At 70.2% G+C, this 22,969-nt stretch carries 24 protein-coding genes; 14 read left to right on the top strand and 10 right to left on the bottom strand.

Annotation, left to right across the window (positions count from 1 at the left end; translation table 11 throughout):
* The first annotated feature begins 9 nt into the window (after positions 1-9).
* From H4W81_RS09925 to H4W81_RS09915, 3 genes are read left to right on the top strand one after another with little or no spacing between them, the layout of a single operon-like run.
* Positions 10-621: a glycerol-3-phosphate responsive antiterminator gene (locus H4W81_RS09925; RefSeq protein WP_318781634.1), complete on the top strand. Its 612-nt coding sequence runs from the start codon at positions 10-12 to the stop codon at positions 619-621.
* A 23-nt stretch (positions 622-644) separates the two neighbouring features.
* On the top strand, positions 645-1,538 hold the full coding sequence (locus tag H4W81_RS09920; protein ID WP_192774530.1) for a DMT family transporter: 894 nt from the start codon (positions 645-647) through the stop codon (positions 1,536-1,538).
* Entirely contained in the window at positions 1,538-2,638 is a 1,101-nt protein-coding gene (locus H4W81_RS09915) for an alcohol dehydrogenase catalytic domain-containing protein (RefSeq protein ID WP_192774529.1), read from the top strand. The genes H4W81_RS09920 and H4W81_RS09915 overlap by 1 nt, the downstream gene beginning before the upstream one ends.
* Positions 2,639-2,670: 32 nt before the next feature.
* On the opposite strand, the gene H4W81_RS09910 is transcribed toward H4W81_RS09915, so the two are convergent.
* The 6 genes from H4W81_RS09910 to H4W81_RS09885 form a co-directional block, all read right to left on the bottom strand.
* Complete coding sequence (locus tag H4W81_RS09910; RefSeq protein WP_192774528.1) at positions 2,671-3,609, bottom strand: AraC family transcriptional regulator; 939 nt, start codon at positions 3,607-3,609, stop codon at positions 2,671-2,673.
* A gap of 4 nt (positions 3,610-3,613) precedes the next feature.
* Positions 3,614-4,540, bottom strand: coding sequence for an NADP-dependent oxidoreductase (locus H4W81_RS09905; RefSeq protein ID WP_192774527.1), 927 nt, complete (start codon positions 4,538-4,540; stop codon positions 3,614-3,616).
* A gap of 401 nt (positions 4,541-4,941) precedes the next feature.
* The gene (locus H4W81_RS09900; protein WP_192774526.1) at positions 4,942-5,865 is read right to left on the bottom strand and encodes an NAD-dependent epimerase/dehydratase family protein; all 924 of its coding nucleotides are present in this window, start codon (positions 5,863-5,865) and stop codon (positions 4,942-4,944) included.
* On the bottom strand, positions 5,862-6,254 hold the full coding sequence (locus tag H4W81_RS09895; RefSeq protein WP_192774525.1) for a hypothetical protein: 393 nt from the start codon (positions 6,252-6,254) through the stop codon (positions 5,862-5,864). The genes H4W81_RS09900 and H4W81_RS09895 overlap by 4 nt, the downstream gene beginning before the upstream one ends.
* A gap of 389 nt (positions 6,255-6,643) precedes the next feature.
* On the bottom strand, positions 6,644-7,207 hold the full coding sequence (locus tag H4W81_RS09890) for a hemerythrin domain-containing protein (RefSeq protein ID WP_192774524.1): 564 nt from the start codon (positions 7,205-7,207) through the stop codon (positions 6,644-6,646).
* Between the two features lie 38 nt (positions 7,208-7,245).
* Positions 7,246-7,599 (bottom strand): isoamylase early set domain-containing protein, encoded by a 354-nt coding sequence (locus tag H4W81_RS09885; protein ID WP_192774523.1) that lies wholly within the window; start codon positions 7,597-7,599, stop codon positions 7,246-7,248.
* 316 nt (positions 7,600-7,915) lie between these two features.
* Between H4W81_RS09885 and H4W81_RS09880 the strand changes: the two genes are divergently transcribed.
* The 3 genes from H4W81_RS09880 to H4W81_RS09870 all read left to right on the top strand — a co-directional run bounded on the left by H4W81_RS09880 (position 7,916) and on the right by H4W81_RS09870 (position 11,489).
* Complete coding sequence (locus H4W81_RS09880; RefSeq protein WP_192774522.1) at positions 7,916-8,275, top strand: hypothetical protein; 360 nt, start codon at positions 7,916-7,918, stop codon at positions 8,273-8,275.
* 444 nt (positions 8,276-8,719) lie between these two features.
* A complete protein-coding gene (locus tag H4W81_RS49965) occupies positions 8,720-8,836 on the top strand; it encodes a VOC family protein (protein WP_397126817.1) in 117 nt (38 codons plus the stop codon).
* Between the two features lie 259 nt (positions 8,837-9,095).
* Complete coding sequence (locus tag H4W81_RS09870) at positions 9,096-11,489, top strand: ATP-binding cassette domain-containing protein (protein WP_192774521.1); 2,394 nt, start codon at positions 9,096-9,098, stop codon at positions 11,487-11,489.
* Between the two features lie 276 nt (positions 11,490-11,765).
* On the opposite strand, the gene H4W81_RS09865 is transcribed toward H4W81_RS09870, so the two are convergent.
* Together H4W81_RS09865 and H4W81_RS09860 are read right to left on the bottom strand one after the other, a co-directional pair.
* Positions 11,766-12,662 (bottom strand): glycosyltransferase family 2 protein, encoded by an 897-nt coding sequence (locus tag H4W81_RS09865; protein WP_192774520.1) that lies wholly within the window; start codon positions 12,660-12,662, stop codon positions 11,766-11,768.
* A 200-nt stretch (positions 12,663-12,862) separates the two neighbouring features.
* Positions 12,863-13,450 carry an HD domain-containing protein gene (locus H4W81_RS09860; protein ID WP_192774519.1) on the bottom strand — a complete coding sequence of 196 codons (588 nt, stop codon included), beginning with the start codon at positions 13,448-13,450 and terminating at the stop codon, positions 12,863-12,865.
* Between the two features lie 174 nt (positions 13,451-13,624).
* Between H4W81_RS09860 and H4W81_RS09855 the strand changes: the two genes are divergently transcribed.
* The 4 genes from H4W81_RS09855 to H4W81_RS09840 all read left to right on the top strand — a co-directional run bounded on the left by H4W81_RS09855 (position 13,625) and on the right by H4W81_RS09840 (position 17,964).
* Positions 13,625-14,614, top strand: a complete 990-nt coding sequence (locus H4W81_RS09855; RefSeq protein ID WP_192774518.1) for a GlxA family transcriptional regulator — start codon at positions 13,625-13,627, stop codon at positions 14,612-14,614.
* A gap of 276 nt (positions 14,615-14,890) precedes the next feature.
* Positions 14,891-15,742: a universal stress protein gene (locus H4W81_RS09850; protein WP_192774517.1), complete on the top strand. Its 852-nt coding sequence runs from the start codon at positions 14,891-14,893 to the stop codon at positions 15,740-15,742.
* A 151-nt stretch (positions 15,743-15,893) separates the two neighbouring features.
* On the top strand, positions 15,894-16,289 hold the full coding sequence (locus H4W81_RS09845; protein ID WP_318782495.1) for a CBS domain-containing protein: 396 nt from the start codon (positions 15,894-15,896) through the stop codon (positions 16,287-16,289).
* A 430-nt stretch (positions 16,290-16,719) separates the two neighbouring features.
* Positions 16,720-17,964: a PP2C family protein-serine/threonine phosphatase gene (locus H4W81_RS09840; protein ID WP_318781632.1), complete on the top strand. Its 1,245-nt coding sequence runs from the start codon at positions 16,720-16,722 to the stop codon at positions 17,962-17,964.
* Between the two features lie 288 nt (positions 17,965-18,252).
* Here the strand turns inward: H4W81_RS09840 and H4W81_RS09835 are convergent, their stop codons facing one another.
* A complete protein-coding gene (locus H4W81_RS09835; protein ID WP_318781631.1) occupies positions 18,253-19,536 on the bottom strand; it encodes an MFS transporter in 1,284 nt (427 codons plus the stop codon).
* On the bottom strand, positions 19,533-19,997 hold the full coding sequence (locus H4W81_RS09830; protein ID WP_192774515.1) for a GNAT family N-acetyltransferase: 465 nt from the start codon (positions 19,995-19,997) through the stop codon (positions 19,533-19,535). The genes H4W81_RS09835 and H4W81_RS09830 overlap by 4 nt, the downstream gene beginning before the upstream one ends.
* A gap of 25 nt (positions 19,998-20,022) precedes the next feature.
* Between H4W81_RS09830 and H4W81_RS09825 the strand changes: the two genes are divergently transcribed.
* The 4 genes from H4W81_RS09825 to H4W81_RS09810 all read left to right on the top strand — a co-directional run bounded on the left by H4W81_RS09825 (position 20,023) and on the right by H4W81_RS09810 (position 22,950).
* Positions 20,023-20,598 carry a CGNR zinc finger domain-containing protein gene (locus H4W81_RS09825; protein WP_192774514.1) on the top strand — a complete coding sequence of 192 codons (576 nt, stop codon included), beginning with the start codon at positions 20,023-20,025 and terminating at the stop codon, positions 20,596-20,598.
* A gap of 57 nt (positions 20,599-20,655) precedes the next feature.
* Positions 20,656-21,393 carry a Long-chain-fatty-acid--CoA ligase gene (locus tag H4W81_RS09820; protein WP_192774513.1) on the top strand — a complete coding sequence of 246 codons (738 nt, stop codon included), beginning with the start codon at positions 20,656-20,658 and terminating at the stop codon, positions 21,391-21,393.
* Positions 21,394-21,554: 161 nt separating this feature from the next.
* The gene (locus tag H4W81_RS09815) at positions 21,555-22,571 is read left to right on the top strand and encodes an MBL fold metallo-hydrolase (RefSeq protein ID WP_192774512.1); all 1,017 of its coding nucleotides are present in this window, start codon (positions 21,555-21,557) and stop codon (positions 22,569-22,571) included.
* A gap of 7 nt (positions 22,572-22,578) precedes the next feature.
* Positions 22,579-22,950, top strand: a complete 372-nt coding sequence (locus tag H4W81_RS09810; RefSeq protein ID WP_192774511.1) for a hypothetical protein — start codon at positions 22,579-22,581, stop codon at positions 22,948-22,950.
* Positions 22,951-22,969 lie beyond the last annotated feature (19 nt).

Here is a 22,969-nt window from a genome sequence, read left to right as displayed (position 1 = left end):
GTGAACGCGGTGAATTCTCGTCACAAGCGCCCCATTGACCGGCGACTGCTCTCCGCGCTGGCCGAGCACCCCGTCGTGGCGTCGCTAGTGGGCGTGGAGACGGTCGAGCGCTTCACCACCACCGCGGCCCCGCTCGGCATCCTCGCCTCGATCCCGCTCGGCGACCTGGCGGCGACCGTCGAGCGGACCCTGGCCGCCGGGAAGATCGGGTTCGTCAACATCGACTCCACCCCCGGGCTGGGCCACGACCCCGGCGCGCTGGCCTACCTCCAGGGGATCGGAGCGGTCGGGATCTGCTCCACCCGGCAGGCGATGATCGAGCGGGCCGCCGGGCTCGGGCTGCTGACCATGCAGAAGGTGTTCGTGACGGACCGGTCCAACCTGCGGCGGAGCATGCAGTCCATCGCCAGGTCGCAGCCCGACCTGGTGCAGCTGATGCCGGCCGTGGTGCTGCGGTACGTCGAGCGGCAGGCCAGGGAGGTCGGCGTGCCGTACCTGGCGGCGGGGTTCGTCCAGGGAGAGGACGACGTGGTGGAGGCGCTGGGTCACGGCGCCGCCGGGGTGTGCACCTCCGAGGAGCGGCTCTGGGAGCTGCGCCGCTCCGCCCTGCGCGCCTCCTGATCCGCACGCGGAAGGATGCTTCGATGCCGCAGGTGCGGGAGTCCGCTCGTGCCGCGCCCGCCCGGTGGTCGCCGGCGCCCGCGGTGTTCGTCGTGCTGTGGAGCAGCGCGTTCATCGCCGGCATTCCGGGGGTGCGGGCCGCGGCGCCGCTGCTGCTGATGTTCGCCCGGTTCGCCGTGGCCGGGGTGCTGCTCACCGGGTACGCGCTCGCCAGACGGGCGCCGTGGCCGCGCGGGCGGACGCTGGCGCACGTGGCGATCTCCGGGCTGCTGATCCAGGCCGTGCAGTTCGGCGCCTTCTACAGCGCGCTCGGCGCAGGACTGCCCGCCGCGGTCGTCTCCCTGGTTCAGGGACTGAACCCGGTCGTCATCGTGCTGGCCTCGCGGGCGCTGGGCGAGCGGGTCGGCGCCGGGCAGTGGGCCGGCTTCACGCTCGGCGCGGCCGGGGTGGTGCTGGCGGTGGCCGACCGGGTCAGCCTGTCCCCCCTCGGAGTGGTGCTCTGCCTGGCCGGGCTGGCGGGGCTCAGCGCGGGCACCCTCTACCAGCAGCGGTTCGTGCCCCGCATGCACACGCTGACCGGCACCGCCGTGCAGCTGCTGGTCAGCGGCCCCGCGGTCGGGCTCGCCTGCCTGCTGACCGGGCCGGTACGGGTGTCGGACTGGACGGCGTTCGGGCTGTCGGTGGCGTGGATGGCGCTGGTCAACTCCATCGCGGCGTTCATCCTGCTCAACCGGATGCTGCTGCGTGCTGCCGCCAGCCGGGTCAGCACGGTGTTCTTCCTGACCCCCGCGGTGACCGCCGTGCTGGCCTGGCTGCTCGCCGGGCAGCCGCTGCACCCGCTCGCGATCGCCGGGCTGGTCCTGGGCGGCTGCGGGGTGTTGCTGGCCAACCTCTCGACACGAAGAAGGGTGATCTGATGCGGATTCGCGGAGCGGTCCTGGAGGAGATCGGCCGCGCCCGGCCCTACACCGAGTCGCGGCCGCTGTCGGTCTGCGACCTGGAGCTGGACCCGCCAGGGCCTGGCGAGCTGCTGGTCAGAGTGGAGGCGGCGGGCGTGTGCCACTCGGACCTGTCGGTGGTCGACGGCAACAGGGTGCGCCCGGTGCCCATGCTCCTCGGGCACGAGGCGGCAGGCGTGGTGGAGCGGATCGGCCCCGGAGTGGCCGGCCTCACCCCGGGGCGACGCGTCGTCATGACCTTCCTGCCCAGGTGCGGCGGCTGCGCCGGCTGCGCCACCGACGGCGTCACGCCCTGCGTTCCCGGCAGCGCCGCCAACAACAGCGGCACCCTGCTGAGTGGCGCCGTCCGCCCGCACAGGGACGGCGCGCGGGTGCTGCACCACCTCGGGGTGTCGGCGTTCGCCACGCACGCGGTCGTCGACCATCGCTCGGCCGTCCCGGTCGACGACGACGTACCGCCCGAGGTGGCCGCGCTGCTCGGCTGCGCCGTACTGACCGGCGGCGGCGCGGTGCTCAACGTCGGCAGGCCCCGCGCCGGGCAGACCGTCATGGTCGTCGGGCTCGGCGGCGTCGGCATGGCGGCGCTGCTCACCGCGCTCGCCCTCGACGGCGTCAGGGTCGTCGGCGTGGACGCCAACCCGGACAAGCTCGCCGTCGCACGCGAGCTGGGCGCGCACGAGGTGTACGGCCCGGCCGACCTGCCGGAGCAGGCCGAGATCGTGGTGGAGGCCGCGGGCAGTGCCCCGGCGTTCGAGACGGCGGTGACCGCGACCGCTCCCGGCGGCCGCACGGTCAGCGTGGGACTGCCCGCGCCCCACGCCCGGGCCTCGATCTCGCCGCTCGCGCTGGTGGCAGAGGGACGCAGCATCGTCGGCAGCTACCTGGGCTCGGCGCTGCCCGCCAGGGACATCCCGGCGTTCGCGCGGATGTGGCGCGAGGGCAGGCTACCGGTGGAGAAGCTGGTCTCGGCCAGGATCGGACTGTCGGAGATCAACGCGGCCATGGACCAGCTGGCCGACGGCACCGCGCTGCGCCAGGTGATCGTCTTCGACCGATAGGCCGGCAGGTGCTGGAGCAGGCCGTTCTGTCGTCAGGCCGTTCGGGCCTGGCGGCGGTATCCACCGGGGGCCAAGCTGTACTCGCGTTTGAAGGCTTTCGCGAAGGCGAACTCCGAGCCGTATCCGGCCTGCGCCGCGACAGCGGTCAGGGGAGCATCGGACTCGCGCAGCAGCCGGGCCGCGGTCGTCATGCGCCACCGGGTCAGGTAGGCCATGGGCGGCTCCCCGACCAGTGCCGTGAACCGCCGGGCGAAGGCCGCGCGGGAGAGCCCGGCCCGCTCGGCCAGCGACTCGACGGTCCACTGCGCCGACGGGTTCTCATGGATGGCCGCCAGCGCCGGCGCGATCGCCGAGTCGCCGAGCGCGGCGGCCCAGCCCTTCGCCGCCGCCGGGGGCTGGGCCTCCAACCAGGCCCGCAGGAGGTAGAGCAGCAGCGAGTCGATCAGCGTGGGGACGATGCCGTCCGATCCGATCCGCGGGTTCTCCAGCTCCGCGCCGAGCAGCTGGACGGCGGCGCTCAGCTCGGGGTGGCGGCCGTGCCGCGTCCGCAGATGGATCACCTCGGGCAACTGCCGTACCAGCGGATGCGGCCGCGCCTGGTCAAGGTGGTAGTTGCCGCACAGCAGGCTGGTCAGCGCGCCGTCGCCGCCCAGCCGCACGGTGCCGATCGGCGAGCCCGGGTGGAACTGCTCGGGCCTTTCCACCTCGGCCGGGGTGGACGGATGGTCGGCGAGGATATGGCCACGGCCGTCGCGCAGGAAGACCACGTCCCCCTGGCTCAGGGCGATCGGCTGCACATGGCCGGGAGCGTCCTCCAGCGGCACCAGCCAGCACGTCCCGTACAGCACCACATGGAAGCCGGCCCCTGCGACAGACGGAAGCCGAAGCCCCCAGGGGGCACGGCCGTCGGTGCGGACGGACGTCGGCCGCCCGGTCCGCATCGAGCTCAGCGCCTCGGTCAGGATGTCCACGCCATCACCCTACGGTCAGGACGACCTTTCCCTGGACCCGCCCGGAACCGACCAGTTCATGAGCCTTGCCCGCCTCTTCGAGCGGGAACGTCTCCTGTACATGGGGCCGGATTCGTCCCGCGTCGATCAGCTCGGCGATGGCCTCCAGCGACGCGTAGTCAGGCTCGACCGACACCCCCGCGAAGTGCCGCCCGGCCGCCTCGACTTCCGCCTCCAGCTCCCGGTTCCAGTGCTCCATGATGCTCACGAGCGTGCCGCCCCGCCGCAAGACGCTGAGTGAACGCGACCCCCGGGCGTTCGAGTCGAAGACGACATCGAGATCGCGCACCGCGTCCTCGACGTCGGTGACCCGGTAGTCGATCACCTCGTCCGCGCCGAGGCTTCGTACGAACTCATGCCGCGCCTCACTCGCCAACGCGATCACGTGCGCGCCGCGCGCCTTGGCGATCTGCACGGCGAAGTGCCCCACTCCCCCGGCAGCGCGGTGGATCAGCACCCGGTCGCCGGCCTTCACCCGCGCCGCGTCCACCAGGCCCTGCCATGCCGTCAGCGCGGCCAGCGGCACCGCGGCGGCCTCCACGTGGTCGATCGAGGCGGGCTTACGGGCGACCTGCCGCGAGGGGGCGGCGACATACTCGGCATATCCGGTCGCGGCACGGGGGAAGAACGGCATTCCGAAGACCTCGTCGCCCACCTTGAACCGGGCTCCGGGACCGGCCTCCTCCACGACGCCGGAAATGTCCCATCCCACCCCGAAACTGGGCTCGCCCAGCAACGGATAGGCCCCCGATCTGACGGCGACGTCCACGGGGTTCACGCCACTCGCCCGGACCCGGATGAGCACCTCGCCACCGAGGGGCTGGGGCTGGTCAATGTCGGCGATCTCGAGGACCTCTGGACCGCCGAAGGACTTCTGGACAACAGCACGCACGGGAACTCTCCCTTGTCGTTCGGGTTGATGCCGTCAACGTTAGGGAGGTCGGATGAGCGGCGTAATGGCCTTCCGTCTTGGAAACATGTCCCATCGTCTTCCCTCCGGCCGCTCTCAGCCCGCGAGCGGCCGGGGGTCGGCCTGCGGGCCGCCGGCACTTTCAGACATACACTCGGCCCGGACGCGGTCAGGTCGTACAGCCGCGCGTCGGGCACGGACCCGACGGAATCGAGCCGCCACGGACTGTCCTGGGGGAAGGCCGGAACCGGCACCGGTCCTCGCACGGGCACGAGCTCGGTCGAGGAAGGAGTACCGGTGGCGGAGGTGGCCGGAGCAGGAGCTGTGGCGGCTTTCGAGGGACAAGCAGGGCGCTGTCGCAGTCCCCCGCGTACATCCGGCTCTCAGGAAGACTCCAGACCTTCGTGCAGGTTCCGGTACACCGGGGTCCAGCCGAGCTCTCTGGTGGCCTTGGCATGGGAGATCCGCATCGTCGTGTCGATCATCAGACAACCCAGATAGGGCACGGCCAGCCGGATCAGCCACCTCGGCGTCGCAACGGGACGCGGGGTGCCGTGTGCTCGGGCGACCGCGGTCAGGAAGGCGCGCCAGCTCCTCGGCTGGTCGTCCACGATGTTGTACGCCTCCCCGGCCCGCCCGCGTTCCATGGCCGCGACCGCGGCCGCCGCCGCGTCCTCCACGTGGATGAAGGACGTGGTCCCCGTCTTCCCTCGCGGCAGTACGGGAGCCCGCTTACGCATCAGGTCCGCGAACATGTCGCTGAACGCGTTCTTTCCGTAGAACATCCCGTACCGCAGGGCGATGCCCTCGATGCCGTCCGCGTTGAACACCTGCCGCTCGGTGGCCACGCTGGAGTCCGTCACCAGGTCGCCCAGGTTGCCGACGTGCAGTCCGAAGACGTCGTTCTCGGTCAAGACCCTGGTGCCGTGATCGCGGTAGCCGTACCCGGTGATCAGTGACTGGGTGACGAAGCGACGCGCGCCCACCACCCGCGCGGCCTCGAGGAGGTGCGCGGTGCCCCTGTCACGGAGGGCGATGGTGGGGTCGTCGGGGCGCAGCCTGCGCCCGGCCTCCCGCAGCGCCGTGGCCTGGTGCATGACCACGTCGGCGGCCTGCCCTTCGACCGCGCGCAGCAACCCGTCACGATCCATCACATCCGCGATCACAGGGAGCGCGCCGCGATCCGCGACGAGCTGCCGCTTGGCCGGATGACGGATGAGCGCGATCACCTCGTGCCCCGACGCGGCCAGCGCCGACAGCAGCGGCAGCCCGATCGCACCGGTCGCGCCGGCGAGCAGCACCCTCATCGCGCCTGCTCCTTCGCCTGGCGCATACGCAGATGGCGTGCGCGGAACACGATGCCGACCACCGCGACGAGGGTCTGCGCGCCGATCACGTAGGGATCGCTCGCGGCGCCGCCGAGATGGGAGTCCATCGCGTGGTTCACCGTGTGTATCAGGCTGGCCGCGGCGAGCCCGACAAGTGCGACCAGGACGGCGTCCCGCCACACCAGCGCCGCCACCAGGGCGATCCCGATGCCGAGGTGGAACGCGCCCAGGTCATGCAGGAAGTGCTCATGATGGGGAAAGTTGACGTATTCGGCGAACGACTGCGGCCACCCCCACATCCAGACGCCGAAGACCAGCGTGTAGAGCGCACTCAAGGCCACGACCACTCTCGTGACGGCCTGTGCCATGACGACCTCCTGTCTCGATTGAACGCACCACAAGGACGAGACAGCCGGCGCGGGTGTGACAGAAGGCCGCACATCGGATTGCACGCGCCCCGAGCGTTCGCGGCGGGTGGCATAGATCACTGCCACATCAGGCGGTGGCGGCTCGTCCGGATGGCGAGATCCGAAAAGGAGCTCCGATTGATCAAACGTGCGCTGACGGTCCTGCTGGCGCTGGTGGGGCTCACTCCGCCGATGCGGGGTCGCGGAGCTGCGCCTCTTGGCAGGTCCGTATGGGGAGGCGGGGCGCTACCGACAGCCAGTGCGGTAGCGCCCCGCCCGCTCCTTTGCGGCGATCCAAGCGGCCGGGGGCGCCTGCCGGAAGGCCTTCCAGAAGGCCGCGAACCGAGGGGTCAGGACCGCCCCCGGCCGGTGAGCGCATCGCGCATCCGGTCGACCAGGCCGGTCCCCGGCGCGAGCAGCTTGTTACCGGGCGGGGTGTCGGGTGCGGCGGGATGCGGCCGGGTAGGTGCCATCTTCTTGGCCTGCTGAATCTTGCCGCCCAGCTCGATGAGCTGCTCCTGCGAGCAGGACTCCCGCAACCGGGGGAACAGGTCGTCCTCTTCCCCCTGGATGTGGTGGCGGATCTGCGCCATCAACTGCTCCAGCGTGGGCCAGAACTCGGCGTCGGACGGCTCCAGCCCTTCCAGTCGCTTCATCGTCTGCTCGGCCTCGGCGTGCTCGGCGAGTTCGGTATCGGCCAGTTGATCGCCGCCCGGCACGTGCTCACGCACCGCGGGGTAGAGGTACTCCTCCTCGGCGACCGAGTGGCGAACCAGTTCGATGACCACCTTTTCGGCCAGCATCTGGGCCCGCTCGCCGATGTCGCCCACCATCTGCTGCAGCTGGGTGAACATCTGCTCGACCTCGCGGTGGTCGGTGACCAGGACCGCGACCACATCCTGCTGTTCGTCCATGTCAGGGCTTTCCTTTGCCGAAGAGTCGGACACGCGGGTTACGCCGGCGTCTTGACCGAAGCGTTGATCGGGGCGCCGTCGGACGTGGGCTGCCGGTCACGGCTGTCGGTGGCAGGGACGTGCACGATCGAGCCGCGCTCGTCGCGGTCGTCGGCGTCCGGCTCGTCCAGCCAGACACCTCCCTCGGCCAGGTAGCGGAAGCAGATGCTGGTGCCCTGGGGCAGCGGCACGACGGCGGTGTGCGCGCCCTGCTCGGTCCGCGTCATGGGATGGGCGTAAGGGTCCCAGTGGTTGAAGTCACCCACCACCGAGATCCGTCCGGGAATGTCGGCGGGCAGCGTGAAGGTGAGATTGGCCAGCCCGTCCTCGGTCGGCATGTCTTTTCTGATCATGGAACGAGTCCTCCTGTCGCGTCCGTTCGGACGGCGCCTGGACAGTGACGGCATCGCGCCGGGTCATAGCGGACCGGCGCCAAATGCGCTTTCGGACATTGCAGCGCTCGGCTGAGAGGGGGGCAATTCACCACGACGGCGGGCAACGGCATCTTGATCCTCGCTTGCCGTCCGCCTTGCCTGACCGACCCGTCATGGTTTCCGGCTCATGGTCGGTCTCGGGACGCCCTGCGGTTCACGCATGTCTCCCTCAAGACTTTGCCTGACAGGGAAGAAGGCGGCTGCTGCCGTACAGGCGTGCGGGTAGACGGCTGGCATGGAGAGCGAGAAGCCGGACGTACCTCAGCTGTGCGGCTGGTGCGGCATGGCGATCCAGGACGGGACGGAGGTCCACGGCGTGGTGCCGGACTCTTCGGTGACGCATGCCAGCGACCCCGCATGCGACGGCCAGCGCTTCCTGACCACCTGTAGCCGCGAGCATCTGGCCGCGCTGCAAGAGCACTACCGCCGCCGTCCCTTCATCGAGGAGGAGCTGTGGGCGGGGAAGATCGCCAGAGCTTTGGACAGGTCTGAAGCGCTGACGGCTGAGCAGCTGGAGGAAGTCACCGGGCTGAGGCGCGAGCAGATCGAACGGTGTGTGGCCTGGCTCGAAGCGCAGGTCTATCGACTGCACTGAGACGCGGGTGCCCGGCGTCGACCCGCGCAAGCGCCCTGTCGGCTGCGTCGGCCTGCCCATCGGCCCGCTCTGGCGGGGCTCCGGGCCGGCTCGGGTGGCTGGTGCCGCGTCAGGCGACGTTTGCGCGCTTGACCATCTCACGCAGCATTCGAAACGGCGGGACCAGATCGGTCAGGAATCGAGAAGCGCCGGTCCTCGAGCCGCAGCTAGCGTGACTGCCATGGACCTCACCATTCCGCGAGCTTCCTCCCGCACAACCGCGACCGCCCGGAGGTGGTCCGGTTGGTCCTCCTGCTCTTGCGGGCTGGGCCCGCGAGTCCTACTACGTCGGCTTCGAGGCCGCGGGCCAGCACATCGGGCTGGTGCCGGGCGGTGGACGGCAGGGCATGACCTCGCCGGTGGCCTACTGGCACGTGGCGGACATCGAGGCGAAGCCTGGCTGAGGTGACCGCCGCGGGTGCCACAGTGAAGGAGCCCGCGCACGACGTCGGTGACGGCCGCCTGGTGGCCACCGTCATCGATCCCGATGGCAACGTCCTCGGGCTGCTTCAGGACCGATGAGTGCCGTCCCTGCCGCCCGCATCGTTCGGCTGGCGCTGGGCCACCCCCCGCGACGCGTCCATGATCGAGGGCGAAGTGGAGGTTCTCAAGATCGACGCGCTGCCGCAGGAGCGGGTGACCGGTTCGTCGCACCGGCTTCGACCCGCACGGGGCCCAGAGGCTCCACGGGCCGAAGCGAAGGAGAACCAGACGTACCTCTAAGCTGGCAGATCGAGCCAGGCGACGCCGACGGAGAACGCGCCCAACAGATGGAGACACGATGAGCATGGCCACGGGTACGGACACGCAGTCGCCTGCGCTGCACGCTGCCGACAGCCACGATCTGATCCGCGTGCACGGCGCGCGCGTGAACAACCTCAAGGACGTCAGCATCGAGATCCCGAAGCGCCGGCTGACGGTGTTCACCGGCGTGTCCGGCTCGGGCAAGAGCTCGCTGGTGTTCAGCACGATCGCCGCGGAGTCGCAGCGGCTGATCAACGAGACCTACAGCGCCTTCGTGCAGGGCTTCATGCCGACGATGGCGCGGCCCGAGGTCGACGTGCTCGACGGGCTGACGACCGCGATCATCGTCGACCAGCAGCGGATGGGCGCCGACCCCCGCTCCACGGTCGGCACCGCCACCGACGCCAACGCGATGCTCCGCATCCTCTTCAGCCGGCTCGGGCAGCCGCACATCGGCTCGCCCCAGGCCTTCTCCTTCAACGTCGCCTCCATCAGTGGAGCGGGTGCGGTCCGCCTGGAGCGCGCCGGACAGACGGTGAAGGAACGTCGCGACTTCAGCATCACCGGCGGTATGTGCCCGCGCTGCGAAGGCCGCGGCAAGGTCTCCGACATCGACCTCGCCCAGCTCTACGATGACTCCAAGTCGCTCTCCGAGGGCGCGTTCACGATCCCCGGCTGGAAGTCGGACAGCTTCTGGACGGTGCGGGTCTACGCCGAGTCGGGCTTCGTCGACCCGAACAAGCCGATCCGCGAGTTCACCAAGAAGGAGATGCAGGCCTTCCTCTACAAGGAGCCGACCAAGGTCAAGGTCGAGGGCGTCAACCTCACCTACGAGGGCCTGATCCCCAAGATCCAGAAGTCGTTCCTCTCCAAGGACCGGGAGGCGATGCAGCCGCACATCCGGGAGTTCGTGGACCGGGCGGTCACCTTCGCCACCTGTCCCGAATGCGACGGCACCCGGCTCACCGAGGCGGCCCGCTCCTCGAAGATCGCGGGCATCAGCATCGCCGACGCCTGCGCGATGGAGATCCGCGACCTGGCCGAGTGGGTCCGCGGCCTCGACGAGCCGTCGGTCGCGCCGCTGCTCGCCAAGCTGCTGCACACCCTCGACTCGTTCGTGGAGATCGGGCTGGGCTACCTCTCGCTCGAACGGCCGGCCGGCACGCTGTCGGGCGGCGAGGCGCAGCGCACCAAGATGATCCGCCACCTCGGCTCCGCGCTCACCGACGTCACCTACGTCTTCGACGAGCCCACCATCGGGCTGCACCCCCACGACATCCAGCGGATGAACGACCTGCTGCTGCGGCTGCGGGACAAGGGCAACACGGTGCTCGTCGTCGAGCACAAGCCGGAGGCGATCGCGATCGCCGACCACGTCGTCGACCTCGGACCCGGCGCCGGTACGGCAGGCGGCACCATCTGCTACGAGGGGACTCTCGAGGGCCTGCGCGCCAGCGGCACCATCACCGGCCGCCACCTCGACGACCGGGCCGTCCTCAAGGAGACGGTGCGCACCCCCAAGGGCACGCTGGAGATCCGCGGCGCCACCCGCCACAACCTCCAGAACGTCGACGTCGACATCCCGCTCGGGGTGCTCTGCGTCGTCACCGGCGTCGCCGGCTCCGGCAAGAGCTCGCTGATCCACGGTTCGATCCCCGCCGGCGCGGGTGTCGTCTCGGTCGACCAGGGAGCGATCAAGGGCTCGCGACGGAGCAACCCGGCGACGTACACCGGACTGCTCGACCCGATCCGCAAGGCGTTCGCGAAGGCCAACGGCGTCAAGCCGGCGCTGTTCAGCGCCAACTCCGAGGGCGCCTGCCCCAACTGCAACGGCGCCGGCGTCATCTACGTCGACCTGGGGATGATGGCCGGCGTGGAGACCCCCTGCGAGGAGTGCGAGGGCAAGCGGTTCCAGGCAGCGGTGCTGGAATACCACCTGGGCGGCCGCGACATCAGCGAGGTGCTCGCGATGTCGGTGACCGAGGCCCAGGAGTTCTTCGGCGCCGGTGAGGCGCGCACGCCGGCCGCGCACGCCGTCCTCGAGCGGCTCGCCGACGTCGGGCTCGGCTACCTCAGCCTCGGCCAGCCGCTCACCACGCTGTCCGGCGGCGAGCGGCAGCGGCTCAAGCTGGCCACCCACATGGCCGACAAGGGCGGGGTCTACGTCCTCGACGAGCCGACCACCGGCCTGCACCTCGCCGACGTCGAGCACCTGCTCGGCCTGCTCGACCGGCTCGTCGACTCCGGCAAGTCGGTCATCGTCATCGAGCACCACCAGGCGGTCATGGCGCACGCCGACTGGATCATCGACCTCGGCCCCGGCGCCGGCCACGACGGCGGCCGGATCGTCTTCGAGGGCACACCCGCCGACCTCGTCGCCGCCCGCTCCACCCTCACCGGCGAGCACCTCGCTGCCTACGTCGGCACCTGACCGGGGCCCTCGCTGACACCGTGAGACTCGTCCCAGTGCACCGCGAAGGTGGCGTTTGCCGGGTGGGGACAGCTCGAGCGATGCTCGCGGCTGTCGCCACCCGTAGGTGTGCATCGGGCGGACTTTTCCTAGCCACGTGCCGTTGGCGCGGCGATGCAGGTCCGAGGCGCCGCCGTTGGGCCACCTACAAGCGCCCCCACGGGGAGCGTCACCTGCTTGCCGCCTACGACCTCTCCACCAACAGGATCTGCGATCGCTCCATCCTCCTGGGCGACGCTAGCTGATGTAGCGGCGGGCCACCGATCGCGATTGCGCCTCCTCCAGGCTGAGCAGGCGAGCCTCCACCCGCGGCGGCAGGGTCCGGCGCTCGGCCAGCACCCATCCCAGCCCGCGCAGCGCGTCCAGGACGGCCAGCGCGGTGACCCGGTCGCGGGGCACTGTCCTGGCCAGGTGCAGCATCCGCCGCAGTGCCGGCCGGACCGGACGGCGTAGCCAGGCGAACCAGAGCGTGTTCCGCAGTCCGAGGCGGCGGCGCTCGTGTGGATCGCGCAGCGGCGAGGCCTGGTGATAGACCGTGAGCCCCTCCAGGTAGCACAGCTCCCATCCGGCGGCGGCCAGGTCGACCGCCAGGAGTTCCTCCTCGCCGCCCAGCCAGAGGTGTGGATTGAAGCCTCCGCAGCTCAGGAAGGCGTCCCGGCGCAACACGGACGCCCCGGCCAGGAAACTGCCCAACGCCGGACCGGGCAGCCAGTCAGGGCCGGGCACAGGAGAGTCGCGCAGCTCGGCGACGATGGGGTCCTCATGTCCGCCCGGCACCACCAGGATGCGGGCAGTGACGGCTGCCAGGCCAGGGCAGGCGTCCAGCACGTCGGCCGCTCTGGTCAGGGAGCCGGGGGCCCACCAGGTGTCGTCGTCGCAGAAGGCCACGTACGGGGTGTCGAGGTGCTTGACGCCGATGTTGCGGCCGACCGCGCCCAGGTTCTCGCGCAGGGCGATCACTTCGGCGTCGGGATGGACGTTCCGTACGGCCTCGGCCGTGCCGTCGCTCGAGCCGTTGTCCACCAGCACGACGCGCGGTCGCTCGGGCAGGGCCAGCAGCCGGCTCACGGAGGCGAGCGCCTCCCGCTTGCGGTTCCAGGTGATGACGACGGCGCCGACCCGCGGGTCACCCATGGGCCGGTCCATGGTCTCGTCCGGCGGCGGTCTCCGTACGGCGCCGCTCGCGAAGAGCCACCTGTCCTGCCATCCGTGTGCTCACGCGTCCTGCCCCCTCAGCCGCAGGCCCCCTTCACCATGCTTGGTTCCCTCACAACAGGACGAAAACCTGATGACACCACACGGCGGGACCGCCACGCGCGCACCGAACCGTCTTCTTATGAGGGGTGCGAGCCGTCGATCGGGTTGGTGCCGAAGTGGTCGGACAGCGTGACAACCCGTTCGAGATGGGCGAAGGCGCCCTCCGGGTGCTTGCGGGCCTCTTCGAGGAAGCGGCTCCGCATACTGGAGGCGAAGTCGAGACGCGGGTAGGTCTTCAGGATGCCGGCGAGGTGGTCAGGTTCGAGTTCTTCGTGGCCGAGTCCGGCCACGTCCACGGCGGCTCCCGCTTGGACCAGCCGCCACACGGGCACCTCCTCGGCGACGAGGTTGGTGTGCCGCAGGATCGCCTCCTCGACCAGGTGGATGCGGTCCAGGTCCCATCCGCGCGCTTCAAGGAAGCGGCACGCGAGGTCGGCCCCGATGCGCGCGAACTCGCTCTCGCCTGCGTAGGTGTCGGTGAGGCCGAGATCGTGGATCATCGCCGCCACGAAGGCCGCCTCCTCGTCGACCTCGGGCTTCGCGACGACGCACCGGCCGAAAAGGTAGGTGCGGTAGCTGTGGTTGAGCAGGTAGGCAGGTGCGGCCTCGGCAGCGAGGTCCGCGGCTGCCTGGGCCGTGGGCGAGTGAGGGATCGACGGGATCACGGATGGCTCCATTTGTCGCCGGGAAGTGGGCGATCACCATGCTGTGCCGGATCACGAATGTCGGCAAGGACCGGGATATGTCAGATTCGGCCACGACCCGCGTCGCCGGGCACGTCCGGATATGACATGTACCTGTCCTTGCAGACATCTCGGTGATCCTGCACAGTTGGCGGCATGACGCCTCATCTCGTCGTGATGACCGTGTTCGACGGCGTCGAGCTGCTCGACGTCGCCGGACCGCTCGAGGTGTTCTCCGCTGCCGATCGCCTGGTGAACAAGGACGCGCCCGGATACAAGACACTGGTCGCCGGTCCGGAGCCAGGGCTCGTCCGGTGTGCCGGGGGCACCTCCATAGCCGCCGATGTCTCCTGGGCGGAGCTGCGTGGCGGGATCGGGACGCTGATCGTGCCAGGCGGTCTCGCGCCCGGTGAGACCGAGGTGAAGGCGCTGCAGGACGAGTCGCTCGTCGAGTGGCTCGCCACGTTCGTCGGTCGGGGTGCACCCCGCATCGCGTCGGTCTGCGCCGGGGCTCACATGCTGGCGGCCGCGGGGCTGCTCGACGGGCGACGGGCGACGACGCACTGGGCGACGGCGAGACAGCTCGCCGCCGATCACCCCGAGGTGATCGTGGAGTCCGACGCCATCTTCCTGCGCGACGAGCACGTCTGGACGTCGGCCGGCGTGTCCACGGGAATAGACCTCGCGCTTGCCCTGGTCGCCGACGACCACGATGCCGAGCTGGCCCGTCGAGTCGCCCGGTGGCTTGTCATGTACATGCGGCGACCAGGTAGTCAGAGCCAGTTCAGCGAACTCCTCGCGCACCCCTCGGCCGCTGACGCCGAGATCGCCCGCCTGCAGGCGTGGATTCCTGGCCACCTCACCGAGGATCTCGGCAACGAAGCGCTCGCCCGCCGGACGAGCCTCAGCGTCCGTCACTTCTCACGACTCTTCCGCCAGCAGGTCGGGGTGACGCCTGCGCACTACGTGGAGTCAGTCCGTGTCGACGCCGTGGCGCGGCAGCTCATCCACACCGGGAACGGCCTGCAGACCATCGCGAACTCGGTCGGTCTCGGCTCGGTCGAGACGCTCCACAGGGTGTTCAAGCAACGCTTCGGCGTCACGCCTGCCGCCTATCGGGAGCGTTTCACGATGCACGGAGCATGACCTGGCGGTCCCGGGGAGCGCCCCGGGAGACGAGTCAGGAGCAGTCAGACGCTCACGGTCGATCGGGCACCGCTACCGCGCTCTCCTGCCGCTGAGCACCTTCGCGAGCCTGAGCTGTGAGCTGATCGGGCTCCAGCGGATGAGGACGGAATGCCGCGCCCTTTGGAGGGGTCGCCACTCTCACCCTGTCTGCCGGGACGGGGGTGTGGCGGGCCCTCGATGGTGGCGGATCGCCGTCCGCTGGGGTGTGATGGAGAGAGGGGGAAGGGGGCAATCATGTCTGCCGTGATCCTTGTGGGTACGGACGGCTCCGAGGCGGCGCGGGCGGCGGTGGAGTGGGCGGCCGATGACGCGCGGCGTACGGGGGCGTCGTTGCGCGTCGTCCACGCCGTGGACCGTTGGCCGTATCAGATCGCCGGGTTCCCGCCCGTGGAAGGGCCGGACACGGTGACACGCAACTCGGAGAAAGTCCTGGAGATGGCGGTGGTCTGGGCTCGGGCCCGGTGGCCGGACGTCGAGGTGGCGACCGAGATCATCGACGGTCCGCCCGCCGCGGTGCTGCGCGAGCAGGGAAGGGACGCCGCGGAGATCGTGGTCGGCAGCCGGGGGCTGGGGGGCTTCGCCGGAGCGCTGCTGGGCTCGGTGAGCATGCACGTGGCAGGGCACGCGCGCTGTCCGGTGGTCGTGGTACGCCCCGGACAGGTCGAGGTACATGGTGAGATCGTCGTCGGCGTCGACGAATCGAGGGAGTGCGAGCCCGCCCTGGCGTACGCCTTCGAGCAGGCGCGGCTGCGGGACTGCCTGCTGCGCGTGCTCTACGCGTGGCGCACCCCGCGACTGGCCTTCGCGACGGAGAGCCTGGCCTACACCGACCAGGCCCGGGCGGCCCATCGAAAGCTGCTGATCGACCGGATCGCGGCTTTCGAGACGAGCTATCCGCAGGTGACGGCGGTCGAGCAGATTCGGCACGCGCACCCGGTCGACGCGCTCACCGACGCGTCGGCCACGGCCGACCTGGTGGTGGTGGGATCTCATGGCAGGGGCGCGATGACCTCCGCCGTGCTGGGGTCGGTCAGCCGCGGCGTTCTGCACCACGCCCGCTGCGCCGTCGCCGTCGTCCGATCCTAAGAAGTCGTCCGCTCCTAGGGAGAGGAGAAGGTGCGAACAGTCCGCTGATGTGCTGCTTCATGGGTAGGGGCACCATGGAAGAGTCCGTCGAACCTTCTCGGGGGAGGCAGCGATGACCACATCGGGAGTCGGGAAGCGAGTACAAGACGTGATGCACCAAGGAGCGGAGTGCATCGGCGAGCACGAAAGCCTGCGCAGGGCCACGCAGATGATGCGTGACCTGTCGGTCGGCGCGTTGCCCATCTGCGGGGACGACGACCGGCTCAAGGGGATCATCACCGACCGCGACATCGTGGTCAAGTGCTGTGCCGAGGGCAAGGACCTCGACCAGGCCACGGCAGGCGAACTCGCCCGCGGGCTGGTGTGGGTGGACGGCAGCAGCAGCGTCGAAGAGGCCCTGGAGAAGATGGAGCAGCACCAGATCAAGCGGCTGCCCGTGATCGAGAACCACCGGATCGTGGGCATGATCAGCGAGGCCGACCTGGCCAAGGAACTGCCCGACAACAAGCTCGCCGAGTTCGTCCATCGCGTCTACGCGTCCGCCTGACGCGAACCATCCGCCATCCGTGATCAGTAGGGGAGCGTGTCCCGAACATACAGTTCAGGAGCGCTCCCCTGCATCACGGCGCCCGGTCCGCTCATGTGCCACCGGAGGCAGGCGCGCGCGCCGTACTCCCGCACCGCCTGGCACCGCCACGCCGTGGGGCAGACCCTGCATGTCACCGAGGGAGTGGGGCGGGTGCAACCGCGCGGGGGCGAGGTCGTCATGTGCGGCCCGGCGACACCGTCCACCCACCCCCTGGCGAGTGTCACTGGCACGGTGCCGCCCCGGCCACTTCGTGTCCCGGCGAGGGCAGCGGCCCCGAGACCGAGGTACAACGCCATCTGACCTGTTCCATCGCGGCAGGGAGGCTGAGCGGCGATAGAGGGTAGGACCCCACCATAGGCGCCAGGAAGACGGCCAGAAGGGCAGGCATGTGGGGAGCGATGGGGAGCGGATGCTGGGCGGCCTGCTGCAGGCCCATCATCTGGCCGCGATGGAGGACCTGCCGGCCCTGGTCGCCGAGCACGCGGCGCTGGTCGGCTTCTCCCAGACGCTGATCTACGTGGCCGACCTGCAGCAGCAGTTGCTCGTGCCGCTGTCCGGCCAGCGCGACGTTCTGGGCCGCCCGCTCGAACCCATCCGCATCGACGTCACCATGGCCGGTCGGGCCTTCCGCAACGTGGAGATCGTCCAGGCCCGGCCCGTTTCCGACCCCCACTCCGCTGACCTGGCGCAGGCGCCCGCGGGTGAGGGCCCGATGCGGTTGTGGGTGCCGTTGCTGGACGGAACCGACAGAGTCGGGGTGCTCGGGGTGACCGTCCCCGGAGGTGGCGAGCACGTCCAATGGCTGGCCACCCAGCTGGCGGCGCTGATCTCCGTGCTGGTGGTCAGCAAGCGCCCCCACAGCGACTCCTTCGCGCGGCTGGTGCGCACCAGCCCGATGTCCCTGTCGGCCGAGGTTCTGTGGAACCTGCTGCCTCCGGGAACCTTGGCCAACGACGAGGTGGTGGTCGGCGCCGCGCTGGAGCCGGCGTACGCCGTCGGCGGGGACGCCTTCGACTACGCCGTCGACGGCGACACGCTGTATCTGTCGATCTTCGATGCCATGGGGCACGACACCGCCGCCGGGCTGACGGCCACCGTCGCCGTGGGGACCAGCCGTAACAACCGCCGTCAGGGCGCGGATCTGCTCGCGACCAGCGAGGCGATCGACACGGAGATCGCCGAGCAGTTCACCGGCCGGTTCGCCACCGGCATCCTGGCCGCCCTCGACTTCCAGAGCGGCGTGCTGAGCTGGGTGAACCGCGGACATCACCCGCCGCTGGTCATCCGCGAGGGCCGCTGGGTCGCCACCCTCGACAGCCTCCCCGATCCCCCGATGGGCTTCCGGATGGAGCCCTCCACCGGCCTGCTTCACTATCGGCTGCAACCCGGGGACCGGTTGCTGTTCTACACCGACGGCGTCATCGAAGCCCAGAACCCGGACGGCGAGCTGTTCGGGCTGGAGCGCTTCATCGATTTCATCATCCGCCGCGAAGCCGACGGGGTGTCGGCTCCGGAGACCTTGCGCCGGCTGATCCAGACCATCCTGGAGCACCAGCACGACCGGCTGCAGGACGACGCCACCGTGCTGACGGTCGAGTGGCGCGCCCAGCGCCAACACCAGCTCACCTTGTGACGGACGGGGCCCGTCAGCCTGTACTCGATGCAATCAACACCTACCTCAAGACCTTCAAGATCAAGGACACCTGTCCAGGAAGGCCGGTCACTCTGCGGCACCTGCTGACGCACACGCGGGGTTCGACGAGGATGACATGATCGGCACTGGCAGCGCCGATCCTCGCGACATCGAGCCGCTTGGCCGGATCCTCGCCGCGACCAAGCCGGAGCGCAAGCATCCGCCGGGCACGGCGGTCACCTACGACAATCGGCCGTCATCGCCGAATCGCCGCCTACGAGTCAGGCCTCATCGTCCCCGGCTCGCCGGACTAGCGCCGTGAGCGCCGCGGCCGATTCCCCGGCGTTCTCCGCGAGCCGTGACCGCGAGGGCAACGGCGGTCAGCACGACCAGGAGGCCCCAGGCCGGTGTGAAGCTGTGGGTGAGATCCTTGAGCAGGCCGACGACGGGCGGCGCCAGAACGATGGCGATCTGGTTGACGGCCATGGCCAGGCCGAGAGCGAATCCCGTCTTGCCCGGTGGAGCCGATTCGGTCACATAGGTGACCCATGGGCCGTACCAGCCGAATCCAAAGAACCCCAGCCATATGAACAGGATGCAGGCCGCCGCGGGCGACTGCCCCAGGGGCGTCATCAACGCCGTCATCCCTGCGATCACGGCGGCCATGCAGGTCATGACGCAGCCGTAGCGGCCGAACCGGGCGCGGTCGCTCCAGGCCGCCAGGCAAACGCGGCCGGCAACCCCCGCTCCCTGGGCCGCCACCAGGACGAGGGCCGCCGGTCCTGCTCCGAGAGCCGTCGTGTCATGCAGATACAGCACGGTCAGGACGAGCACGCCGTACTGCACCGAGATCAGGCTCGTCCCGGACAGCATGATCTTCACCGTGGACGGCTCGCGGAGCATCCCCAGCCGGGCGCGCAGCTGTGACTCGAGCGAGGCACGGGGCCGGCCGTCCTGGGGGCCGGCTTGGGCGGGCGGCCTGCGGTAGAAGCCCATGAAGACGCCGGCTCCCAGGAGCGCGACGAGACCGCCGACCACGAATGTCGACCGCCAGCCGAAGGCGCCGGCGAGGAAGGGCAGGACGGCTGCCGCGAGCGCGCCGCCCAGCGGCAGGCCCGCCTGGCGGACGCCCATCGCGAACCCGCGCTGGGACGCGTCGAACCAGGAGGCCACCGATTTGCTCCCGCCGGGCTGAACGGTGCAGTATCCCGCGCCGACGACCAGCAGGACAAGGAGCAGGGACACGTAGCCCGGTGCCGTGCTTCCCACGATCAGAGCCGCGGCGACCACGCAGGCACCGATCCCGAGGACCCAGCGTTCGTTGTAGCGGTCCAGCAGTTCCCCCGCCACCAGCAACCCGATCAACGGAACCGCCCCAGCCGCCGAGAACAGGAGACCCAGCTGGGCCGTACTCAGGGAAAGGTCACGTTGGAGGTGGATGCCCATCGCCCCCATCCCCTGCATGAAGAAGCCGGCGGCGGCCTGGGCGAAGGTGGCGATACCGAGGACGATCCACCGGTATCGCGGTGTGCTGCGGGTGAACCCGCCGGTGCGGGCCGGGTTGACTTTCACGGACGCCAGTACAGTGCCGGCTCGGGGTGGTCGACGAAGCCGAGCTCGCGGTAGAGCGGTTCGGCGTCGTGGGAGGCGTGCAGGTCCACGCGGGCGACGTCACGTTCCCTGAACCAGTCGAGCAGGCCGTTCATGATCGCGCGGCTGTGCCCACGCCGCCGGTGGGCCGGGTCGGTGACCACGCCGATCACCTGTCCGAGGCGGCCGTTGCGCAGCCGCGGGCTGGGCAGCCGCTGCTCGACGATGCCGATGCCGCAGGCGGCGAGCCCGGTGCCGCCGTCCACGACGAGGATCCGCATGGTGTCCGCCGCCAGCTGTTCCTTCAGCACCACGGCAAGGTTGTCGCGCCATTGGTCATCTGATGAGGGGTTGCCGAGGGTCTCGAACAGCAACGCCCGCAGGCGGATGAGCTCCGCGACATCGCCGTCCACTGCCTGCCGTACATCCGTGTGGTGTCTCATGCGCCCAGCCTGGTGTAATGGGCTTATGCATCTCAACCCTTACGGCGAGGGTGCCGTGAACCTGGCCGCGGACCTGGCCAACCGGCGCCCGGCGAGCGCCGAGGAACTCGCGGACCGCTGCCGCGCCGCCGGACTGGTGCTGGAGAGCCCGGTCACGCCGCAGGACCTGGACCGCACGCAGGCCGTACTGGACGAGTGGGAGCAGGTCGTCGACGCCGCCGACGAGCACCGGCGCGCCGAGCTGCTGAATCGGATGCTGGCGGCGGCCGCCGCGTACCCGCGGCTGACCGACCACGCGGGCAGCGGCTGGCACCTGCACTACCGCGACGACCGGACGCTCGGCTCCGTGCTGTTCTCGCTGATCTCCGTTGGCACCGCGTTGCACCTGGTGGGACGGGGCATGCACCGGCTCAGGCGGTGCGCCGTGACCGAGTGCAGCACGATCTTCGCCGACACCTCCCGCACGGGGCGGCAGCGCTACTGCTCCCAGCGGTGCGCCAACCGCGACGCGGTACGCCGGCACCGCGCGAGCCGCGCCGGGCCCGGACAGGCTTGCGGAGCGGTTCGGCGGGCTGAGGGGCAGGCATGCGAAGGGTGGTGACCAGTTTCAGGCGCTAGGGTTCCTTCTTGATCGTTGCCCACGAGGAAGGCGGGACCCGTGCACGTCCAGAATCTCTCGACACGGCCGGACCTGCTCGAGCCGGCGCTGCGCCTCGGCGACATCGGCAGCGAGTTCATGCAGCACGACCCTGTCGCGATCCTGACCAGGGCCAGGCGCCTGGTCGAGCGGTGGCCCGAGTTCTTCCTGGTCGTGCTCGACGGCGACGTCCCGGTGGCGAGGGCGGTCAGCGTGCCGCTGACCTTCCCCGCGCCCGAGCGTGAGCACCTGCCCGACCACGGCTGGGACGGCGCGATCATCTGGGCCGTGGAGGACGCCCTCGACGGCAGGCCCCCGACCGCGCTGAGCGCGCTGGACGTCCAGGTCGCCGCGGACCGCAGGGGAGAGGGCATCGCCGCCGTCGCGCTGAACGGGCTGCGTGAGCGGGCCAGGGACAGCGGCCTGGACCGGCTGGTGGTTCCCGTCCGCCCGACGGGGAAGGCGCGCCACGCCATGCTGTCCATGGACGACTACCTGTCCAGGCGGCGCGAGGACGGCCTGTCCGAGGACCCGTGGCTGCGCACGCACGAACGGCTCGGCGCCCGCTTCGTCAAGGTGGCGCCGTTCGCCATGACCATCACGGGGACGCTCGAGCAGTGGCACGAGTGGACGGGCTCCGCCCTGAAGCCGGGCCCCAACGCGGTCGAGGGCGGCATCGCCCCCGTGCTGGCCTCGCCCGAGCAGAACCTCGGCGTGTACGTCGAGGCCAACGTGTGGCTGGAGCACCCGCTGTCGTGACAGGCGGCTTTGACCTGCTTCGATACTGATCCCGCTATCTACTCGCAGGTGATATCGATATTGGACACCACCTGAGCGGCTCTGGTCTGCTGGGCGGCGCCGACGTCCACCGCGGGCCTGATCGCGTCAGGCCCCGGGCGAGTGAAAGCAGGTGCCGTTGCATGTCCTTTGCGCAGTCCAGAACGTCCCGCCGGGCATTCCTGGCCGCCGCCGCTCTCCTGCCGCTGGCGGGACGCGAGGCCGCGGCATCGACCGCCCCGCCCAGGAACGCGCAGGACTACTACGACCGCGCAGCCCGGCTGGCCGGTGACGATCCGGTCCTGCTGGCCCTCGTCAAGGCGCTCACCCCAGGCTCCGCGATGGCACCGGTGAAGGCCCCCAAGCCGCTGAGGATCTTCGACAACGTGGCGGTGGTGAGCACCGGCTTCGTCTCGGCCACGGCGCTCCTGACCTCCCAGGGCGTCATTCTCGTCGACGCGCTGGGATCCCCGGCCGAGGCCGAGAAGATCCTCGTTCCGGAGCTGCGCTCTGTGGGAGTGGACCCGGCGAAGATCAGGTATGTGGTGGCCGCCCACGGTCACGGCGATCATTTCGGCGGCGCCCAGTACCTCGCCGACCGGTACGGTGCCCGGGTCATGATGAGCCGAGCCGACTGGGACCTCGTCGCCGCCGGCTCCCCCGCCAACGCTCCCGCCCGAGACCTGGAGATCTCCGACGGCCAGCGGCTGACCCTCGGCGACACGACGGTCACGTTCCATCACACGCCCGGACACACGCCGGGCACCGTCTCGCCGATCTTCCCGGTGTGGTGGAAGGGACGGCGGCACACCGCGATGTTGTGGGGTGGGACCAACCCGCCCACCGTGACCGCGGGCAAGCGGACCTATCTCTCCTCCGTGCTCGCCTTCGCCTCCCAGATGCGGCGGGCAGGTGTGGACGTCGAGCTGAACAACCACGGGCTCTGCGATCACGGCCTCGGCCGCATGGAGGAACTGCGCAGCGGGTCCGCCGGGTCCGGGAACCCGTTCATCGTCGGCCACGCCAGGGCGCAGCGCTTCATGAAGGTCATGGAGACCATGATGCGCGGCCGTATCGCCTCGGACCAGAAGACGAGCACCGCCACCCCTCCGGCGGGCGGGGCCGCCTCACCCGTGCTCTCGACCCGCGCCTGCTGCTGACGGCCGCATGGCCGCGCTCGCCCTGATCACCCTGATCACCCTCGCCCTGACATGGCCGCTGACCGCCGTCCTCGCCCTCGCGATCGCGATCTGGACGGCGGTGGCCAGGAAGCCCGCTCCGTGGGGCAGGCTGACCTCGGCCTTCGCCCTGGCCACCGCCTCGGCCTTCGGGTACGCGCTGGAGGCCGACGACAGCTTCTTCAAGCTCGACTCCGACGACCCCTGCCCCTGGGAGCCCGGCGACGTGGCGGCCGTCTGCGACGGTCCTCCGGGATGGATCTTCCCGGTCATCGCGGTCTGCGCCCTGCTCTTCCTCCTCTGCGCCTGCGCCTGGATCGTCCACCGCTGGACGGTTCACAAGCGCACAAGGAGCCCTTGAGCCAGCTCGAGAGTGCGAG

Origin of the sequence: Nonomuraea africana (assembly GCF_014873535.1) — a bacterium.
GTDB classification, from domain to species: Bacteria; Actinomycetota; Actinomycetes; order Streptosporangiales; family Streptosporangiaceae; genus Nonomuraea; species Nonomuraea africana.
This window is presented reverse-complemented; position numbering and strand designations above follow the sequence as displayed.